Here is an 8,015-nt window from a genome sequence, read left to right on the forward strand (position 1 = left end):
TGAATCAATCATAGATTTATAATACTAGTTTGTGTCACTCACTTGACATGCGTCGAATCTAATATGTAGCGATGTAACTAAATAAGATAGGAAAATCGCAGATACATGATATGGACGAATAATGAAAAGAGTCTAGCATTCTCTTTTGGGCATCGGATATTTTATTGTCTTCCGACCAGGAGCAACTGTTACAAGACAAACGTTGTAAAGTAGAGGTCATACCGGAGTACTATTACAAGAATGAACTTATTGAAGTGGGCGAGATATAAAGGTATCTTATGTAGATGTGATATAGACCGTTTTCGTGTGGCCGTATGTGATGCAACATGATGGATATATGGAGGTTGTTATGGAATTTAGTTATTATTTACCAGTGAATTTAAAATTTGGATGGCAGATGGTTGATCGAATTGGCGAGTTGACCAAGCCCTATGGCAAGAAAGCATTGATTGTGACGGGGCGGTCTAGTGCGAAACGATCAGGCTTGTATGACCGTGTGGTAGACGCATTACGTCAGGTGGGGATTGAAAGCGTTTTATTTGATAAAGTGCAAGCGAATCCGTTGACGACCATCGCTGAAGAGGGGGCGCGCCTTGCTACAGAAGAAGAATGCGACGTGGTGATTGCCTTAGGTGGCGGTAGCATTATGGACTGTGCGAAGGGCATTGCCTTTTTAGCGGTGAATGAGGGAAATATTAACGACTACATTTATAATCGGTTACGAAGTGATAAGGCCTTACCGTTGGTAGTAGTACCAACTACGTGTGGGACAGGATCCGAGGGAAATGGTTTCGGTGTACTTACGAATCCAGAAAATGGGGATAAGAAGTCCTTGCGTTGTAGTGCCATTGTGCCGAAAGTATCCATCGTTGACCCTGCATGTATGCAAACGATGCCACGGTCTGTGTTGGCATCCGTAGGATTTGATGCCCTATGTCATTTGATTGAGGCCTATACGGCAAAGAGTGCCTCTCCCATTACAGATGCCTTCGCCTACCAAGGCCTATCGTTATGGGCGAACCATTTTGTTTCCATCTACCAAGGTGAGGACACAAAAGAGGGATGGGAAGCCATCACTCTCGCCAGTACGTTGGGCGGCATGGTCATCAACAATGCAGGCGTTACCTTGGCCCATGGCATGGAACATCCAGCAAGTGGATTAAAAGATATTACGCATGGAAAAGGTTTGGCCGCCATTGAACCAGTCTGTGTCGATGCATCGTGGCAGGGAAATTCTGAAAAATTTGCTCATATTGCCAAGTTGTTTGGCGCTGCTCACGGCGGCGATGTGGGCGACGTGTTGCGTCAGGTACTAGAGAAAATCGACTTACGCCTATCCCTTTCCGACCTAGGCATTGCCTTTGAGGATATTCCATGGATGGTAGAGAACTGTTTGAAAGTCGGCGCTGGTAACATTGCTAATAACCCCGTCATGGTCACAGGTGATGAAATCAGAAAATTATACCAACAAGCGTTGTAAGAAAAGTCATACAAGCAAGCAATACATTACTTTCGCTAAATCATGTGCGTAGGGTACATAAAAATAGATAATTAGTTTCACAAAACTATGTACGTAGAATGCATAAAACATAGATAGCTAGTTTCACTAAGCTGTGTACGTAGAGCGCATACACTCATCACTACATGTACATAGGGGACATACAAGAAGACTAGATAACTACTTGACTAAGCAATGTACATAGAGACTATAAAAAACTATATACTATTTCATCAACAGCGTATGTAGAGTACATAAAGAAAAAACCTATATAACTACTTTCATCAAGGAATGATGAGTAGCTATATAGGTTTTTATTGTAGATGATTGTTTATTTCTCTCTAGTGTGCGGCTTGTAGAGCCGCTTTGTACTTGTGTGAAATACTATAACATAACGATTTTATCGTGCGTAGGCGGTACTAGCCAAGTGCCATCTGGCTTGATAATTCCCCATTTTTTCCCTTGTCGAGCAGGGCTGTAACCATTTTTAAAGAGATTGGTACCAGAAATGGTATTATGACTCGTGTACAACGTATTTCCGTCTACATCGATAATACTGCGTTCCTTACCATCGATGGACCATGTGTATGGTGTATTATCGAATGGTCTGATGATGGCTGTATCACTCCATTTTTTTAAAAGTTTGCCCGTACTAGCTACTGCCAAATAGTGAGATTCGCCTAGTCGTACCGACATGCGATCGTGCCCTAAAAATAGGAGACTGGTAAAGTTAAAGTCTGTTAAGGCTTTTCCCGTATGTAAATCAAACACCGCATAGCCGTCTTTTGTAGTTTTTTGTAACGCCAATAAACCTTCTCGTGGTTCTAAGCGACCTACCATATATTGATCAGGTTGAATGAGAACGTTGCCAGTCGGTGATACAAATTTGGTCAGCCCTTGGTTAACCACAATGGTACCATATTGTGTCATCGGATACACTTTATCATTATGGGCATCGATGATGACATTGCCATGATCGTCTTTGTAGCCTCGTTTTGTGCCGTGAAAGATGGCCCCATAGCGCGTTGTTGTGTCAAAGGATTCATCGTTTAACACACTGGTTAATAGGGCGTCGGCAACGGTGGTTCCCTTCCACGTACTTACTTGACGTGTATATTCAACAAGGTTAGTCGGTGGATGTAACAAATTCTCTTTCGATGTAGGTTGTAACCAATCGGAAGGAATAGATGCCATATCACCTAGCTTTTTATTATGTTTGTCAATATGGTCTAGTTGTTTTTTATCCTTCCCCGCTAGGAATGTACCATCTGGTAGTTCTTTCAATTCTTTATAGTGAGCCGGGATAGTCACCGTACCCGTTGTATCAATAATCCCCCAACGATTACCATCTTTGAATTTTGCTAATACGCCCATGGGATATAAATTTTCTTCCTTGATGGGGTAATAACTGTATTCTGCTAATCGATTTGATTCACGTAAGTCGATGTATCCCAGTGCTTCACGGACTTCTCGTAACTGACTTTTGCTAAGCCGTGGCACATGTAAGTCCACATGGGGCTTGATTATGTCCGTAGTCGATGTACTGGTGTGTTCTACATAGGAAGTTTCCGTTTTCGTCACAGTTTCTTCCGAAGTACTGCGGTGAATGTGTGTATACAGCTCTTCGCCGTACGCCGCTTGCGCAGTAGGCACATGACATAATGCCGTAACCATCATGACAGTTAGCGTAGCATACACTACTTTTGATGCACATCGATGGCGGTTTCGTTCCCGCCCTGTTCCGATAGGTGTAAGCCGTACTGCGTGGCGAGTTTCTCTTTCACTAGTAACGTGAGTCGAGAACAGATTCATCTTAGAAAAATTCATAGATACCTCGTGGATGACAAATATAATAATAGTAACATAATTTATAACATATAATTATAATATAAAGCAAAAAAATGAATAAATCATGAGGGCGGGAAAGTAGTCACGACGTTTCCGTAGCCTACATAGATAGAAGTGCCAATGTATCTTCTTGGAGTATACTCTACATACGTATCATGTATGTACGAACAGTATTCTAGGAGCAGCATATCGTGATAGGCTTAGTCACTATGTGCTCTGGTATGCATGCATGAATAATTCCCATCGACAGTATCTTGATAAATTACTCTCTACGTATCGACAGTATCTTCTTGGAGTATACTCTACATATGTATCATGTATGTACGAACAGTATTTTAGGAGGAGCATATCGTGATAGGCTTAGTCACTATGTGCTCTGGTATGTATGCATGAATACTTTCCATCGATAGTATCTTGATAAATTACTCTCTACGTATCGACAGTATCTTCTGGGAGTATACTCTACATATGTATCATGTATGTACGAACAGTATTCTAGGAGTAGCATATCGTGATAGGCTTAGTCACTATGTGCTCTGGTATGTATGCATGAATAATTCCCATCGATAGTGATTTGAAAGATTCTATGTGGTTTATACATCTACTCCATCATATACAGCGTCAAGTTTTAACTAGGAGGGGATACGAATAGACATATTTTTTATCATGTTGAGATGCAATATACATATAGCAAGCGTGTTCACATTGAAAGTTCCTATATATTTCAGAAAAAAGCCTATGAAAGCGTAGATATCTATTCTTTCATAGGCTATTCTTAGTATACAATGACGCTAATAATATAGATGCCGTCCATCATCATGAAAGGCTTCATAAAATGGAACTTGAAAGACCTCTTCTAGAAGGGCCGGTGTCATCACTTCCGTAGCATTGCCATGGGCAACTACTTCACCATGTTTCATCATAATGATGTTATCACAGTATTGAGCCGCTAGGTTCAAGTCATGTAAGATGATGATCGATGTGCCAGTAAATTTCTTTAATTCTTCCATTAAATTAATTTTATGGTGAATATCTAGATGATTCGTTGGCTCATCCAATAGTAATAGATTCGGTTCCTGCGTAAAGGCTTTCGCAATCAATACACGTTGTCGTTCGCCACCCGATAATTGATATAATGGCGTGTTTTCATATTGCACAGCACCATATTTTTCCATCATCTCATGGGCAATGGTTAAATCATGTTCTGTATAGTCCATGAATTGTTTTTTATAAGGGTAGCGTCCCATCAATACAATGTCCTTGGCGAGCATCGTGTCACCAGTTGGATTGTGCTGCTGAATCATGACAGCAATCTCACGAGCAAACTGTTTGCGTGGAATCGTTTCAATGGCTTGTCCTTTATAAAAAACAGTATTTTCTGAATGGTGTAGCCCCGTTATATGATTTAGTAATGTTGATTTGCCACAACCGTTAGGACCGATAATGGCGGTCATCGTATGTTCTTCTATTTGTAAAGAAATATCTTTTAAAATCGATTTGTCGCGAATCGAGTACGATAAATGTTCTACTGTTAACATGAAGAGCCTCCTCGTTGATGTCTGCATACAATCCAGATAAATAGAGGTGTCCCTACAATCGATGTTAATACGCCAATCGGTAATTCTTCAGGTCGGAATGCACTACGCGCTACCACATCTGCCCAAATCATAAGTAGGGCACTAATCAAGCTAGTGAATACTAATAATGATTTGTGCTTAGGACCGATTAAGAAACGTGCCAAATGAGGGGTAATTAAACCGATAAAACCAATAATCCCTGCATGGGCTACGAGCACGGAAATGCATATAGAAGTAACAAGAATAATGGTTAATTGAATTCGTTTGATCGGTAATCCTAAGTATTGTGCCTCTGTATGACCTAACAATAGAATATCTAAATCGTGGTGCAAGAAGAAAAGTATGAGGAAGGTACCAATTACAGTGATAGAGGTAATTGGTATAGCAGACCATTGAATACCAGAAAAACTGCCTAATAGCCAGAACATGGCACTGCGCACTTGGTTTTCATGAGGTGCTGCATAAATCATGACCATCGTTAACGCAGAAAATAGGGCGGAAATTCCGATACCTACAAGGACTAATCGCGTGATGTTATTCTGCTTTCCTGAAAGCAGAACAACGGCTAACATACTTAAGGCAGCTCCAACAAAGGCACCAACAGATTGATCGTAGGGTGTCATAAAGGCTAACCAGCCATAGATGAGTGTGCCTACGGCGCCAAATCCAGCCCCAGATGAAACACCTAGAATGTAAGGATCAGCGAGATCATTGCGGGTTACCGTTTGTAGTACAAGACCGCATAAGGAGAGGCCAATACCACATAACATGGCAAATAGTGTGCGTGGTACGCGAACTTCCCATAAAATGGTCGACACAATATCCTGTGGCAAGGTACCTGTTTGTAGAAACGTCATGATATTGGCTAATACATCATGAAGCGGAATTGATACAGATCCAAGGCCAATGGATAGGATAAAGCTGGCACAAATAGCGACGATGAGCCCCAATGCTTTTGTATATATGTTCAACATTAGTTAGCACCGTGAATTGTAGCAGCAAGACGTTCAAGAGCATCTACAGTTCGTACACCTGGAGTGATTTCGGATAATTTCACTTTAATGAAATGGTTTTCCTTAACGGCTGTAATCGATTGTAATTGAGGGTTGTTTTTGATTTTTTGAACACGGACTTCGAAGGAATCGCTGTTAAGTTCTGTTGTGTCATAATCAACAACGATAATGTAATCAGGGTTAGCAGCAATAACAGATTCCCAGCTTGCTTTGCCCCAAGTTTTACCTTTTACTTGACCAGACATAACGTTTTCTGCACCGATTAATTTAAGAATGTTTTCTGTGTAACCGCCGAATACAGTGAAAGGTTCGTCATTAGAAGAGTCAAATACTAGTACGCGTTTAGTAGGTTGTTGACCGATTTTCTTTTGAATAGCGGCTAATTTTTCTTTCTGTCCATCTACCCATTTTTGAGCCACTTCTTCTTTACCGAAGATTTCACCTAGTTTTAACATATCGTTAAATAAAGTATCTAAATTAGCATCAGTATCTTGCATGGAATCTGGCACAAAGATAGGAATATGTTGTGATAAGATTTTGTCAGCTGGAATCCAACGTTTACTGAATGTGTCGCCCCAACCTGTAACAAAGTCAGGTTTAACAGCCATGAATTGTTCATAGGATGGCCATTTATCTGATAAAACAGGCACTTTTTTATATTGTTCAACTAATGGTGCATACATTGGTTCTTCTAAGAACGCAGTACCAGCCATTTGATTTTCTAATCCCAATGTTAACATCATTTCTGTAGTTGCTTGGGATAGAGATACGGCTTTTTTAGGAGCTGTTGTTACAGAACCTTGCACATCTTTACCATCTAAATTGTCGTTCCAAGTAACGGCTGCTTGTTTAGTTGGTTGTTCTGTAGAGGAACCGCAACCAGCGAATAAAGCGCCACACATACCTAAGCAAACAGTGGCTAAGGCAATACGTTTTTGAAGTTGTTTGTTAAACATAATGAACCTGCTTTCTTTTTAATCAGTAATAGTTTCATAGTTATCAAAGGGGGATATGGAGTGTAGCGTTCGTTTTATTACGGTAACGATAGTGATGATGAGGTAGAGCGGTAATTTATTAGTGTAAAAAAGACTCGATATAGAGATATTATATGCATTATGTCCACATAGTAACTAATACGCATATAGAGTTAGTTCTCTTACGCTAATTTCATGGGTAATAAATAAAAAAGAGTACTATAATGTTATGTGAACCAATACAATATACAACAACATATGAACATATCTGTATATAAAGAAAAACCGCATATAAGCACTGACTTAAGTACTTATAGTACGGTAATAATTATTACAAGTCAGTACCCTGGCTCAAGATCATCATGGCCACCATCCCATTGCAAGAGGTTATGATAGTGACATTCACTATTACAGTTAGCACTTACTACCGAATTGATTGCGCAAAAAAGCATATCAATTCGTACATAGAATACATGCTGTTTCATCACTGGCGTGTGAGAACAAGCATTGTAATAAGACTAGCGCTGACATTCCATCAGCTTCCCTGACAATATGAAGTTAGAAAAGTATAAAATACAATTTTTGATATTGTATTTCATATATATTATTATATCATATAAATAAATTTTTTTAATAAAACTTTATAAAAAATTTTTATTCTCTATGCAAGGATGGCATGAAGATGGTGATATAAAACATGGTAGCAGAATATCATTAATCCTAGTAAGTTAATAGACTATGAGGACCTATCTTCGATACATTTGTTTGATTTTAATTGGTTAACATATTATTAAATGAGAAACAATTGTTTAATGCACATTTATTAGATAATGTGATAATAATGATATGTATCATTATGACGAAACGAGTAATCGCATACATAGTACGTGTCATAGGACTATGTATGTTATGTAGGGGATACAATATGAGGGACTAGAAAAAAGAGTTGTTTTCATACAGTGAATATAGGTTTGATATGGTATCATCAGTTAGTATGCATTGATATAGGAATAGGGAATAGGACAAAATGTGCTATACATCTAACACTATGAATTGTTAAAAGAATATATGGATACCTAGTGCAATAAAGCAAAAAAACAACGAC

At 39.3% G+C, this 8,015-nt stretch carries 5 protein-coding genes; 1 reads left to right on the forward strand and 4 read right to left on the reverse strand.

What is annotated here, in order from left to right; all coding sequences use genetic code 11:
* Window positions 1-349: 349 nt before the first annotated feature.
* Window positions 350-1,480, forward strand: coding sequence for an iron-containing alcohol dehydrogenase (locus K357_RS0106525; protein ID WP_028257986.1), 1,131 nt, complete (start codon window positions 350-352; stop codon window positions 1,478-1,480).
* A gap of 402 nt (window positions 1,481-1,882) precedes the next feature.
* Here K357_RS0106525 and K357_RS0106530 read toward each other — a convergent pair whose 3' ends face one another.
* The 4 genes from K357_RS0106530 to K357_RS0106550 all read right to left on the reverse strand — a co-directional run bounded on the left by K357_RS0106530 (window position 1,883) and on the right by K357_RS0106550 (window position 6,892).
* On the reverse strand, window positions 1,883-3,325 hold the full coding sequence (locus K357_RS0106530; RefSeq protein ID WP_028257987.1) for a WG repeat-containing protein: 1,443 nt from the start codon (window positions 3,323-3,325) through the stop codon (window positions 1,883-1,885).
* An 812-nt stretch (window positions 3,326-4,137) separates the two neighbouring features.
* Entirely contained in the window at window positions 4,138-4,884 is a 747-nt protein-coding gene (locus K357_RS0106540; protein ID WP_028257988.1) for an ABC transporter ATP-binding protein, read from the reverse strand.
* Complete coding sequence (locus K357_RS0106545; protein ID WP_028257989.1) at window positions 4,878-5,897, reverse strand: FecCD family ABC transporter permease; 1,020 nt, start codon at window positions 5,895-5,897, stop codon at window positions 4,878-4,880. Before K357_RS0106545 ends, K357_RS0106540 begins: the two co-directional genes overlap by 7 nt.
* Window positions 5,897-6,892, reverse strand: coding sequence for an ABC transporter substrate-binding protein (locus tag K357_RS0106550; protein ID WP_028257990.1), 996 nt, complete (start codon window positions 6,890-6,892; stop codon window positions 5,897-5,899). The genes K357_RS0106545 and K357_RS0106550 overlap by 1 nt, the downstream gene beginning before the upstream one ends.
* Window positions 6,893-8,015 lie beyond the last annotated feature (1,123 nt).

The sequence above is a fragment of the Veillonella montpellierensis DSM 17217 genome, from assembly GCF_000426745.1.
GTDB lineage: Bacteria > Bacillota > Negativicutes > Veillonellales > Veillonellaceae > Veillonella > Veillonella montpellierensis.

Excerpts from the sequence above, each read along its gene's own strand:
- K357_RS0106525 (WP_028257986.1), top strand. The coding sequence starts at position 350 with ATGGAATTTAGTTATTATTTACCAGTGAATTTAAAATTTGGATGGCAG.
- K357_RS0106530 (WP_028257987.1), bottom strand. The coding sequence starts at position 3,325 with ATGAATTTTTCTAAGATGAATCTGTTCTCGACTCACGTTACTAGTGAA.
- K357_RS0106540 (WP_028257988.1), bottom strand. The coding sequence starts at position 4,884 with ATGTTAACAGTAGAACATTTATCGTACTCGATTCGCGACAAATCGATT.
- K357_RS0106545 (WP_028257989.1), bottom strand. The coding sequence starts at position 5,897 with ATGTTGAACATATATACAAAAGCATTGGGGCTCATCGTCGCTATTTGT.
- K357_RS0106550 (WP_028257990.1), bottom strand. The coding sequence starts at position 6,892 with ATGTTTAACAAACAACTTCAAAAACGTATTGCCTTAGCCACTGTTTGC.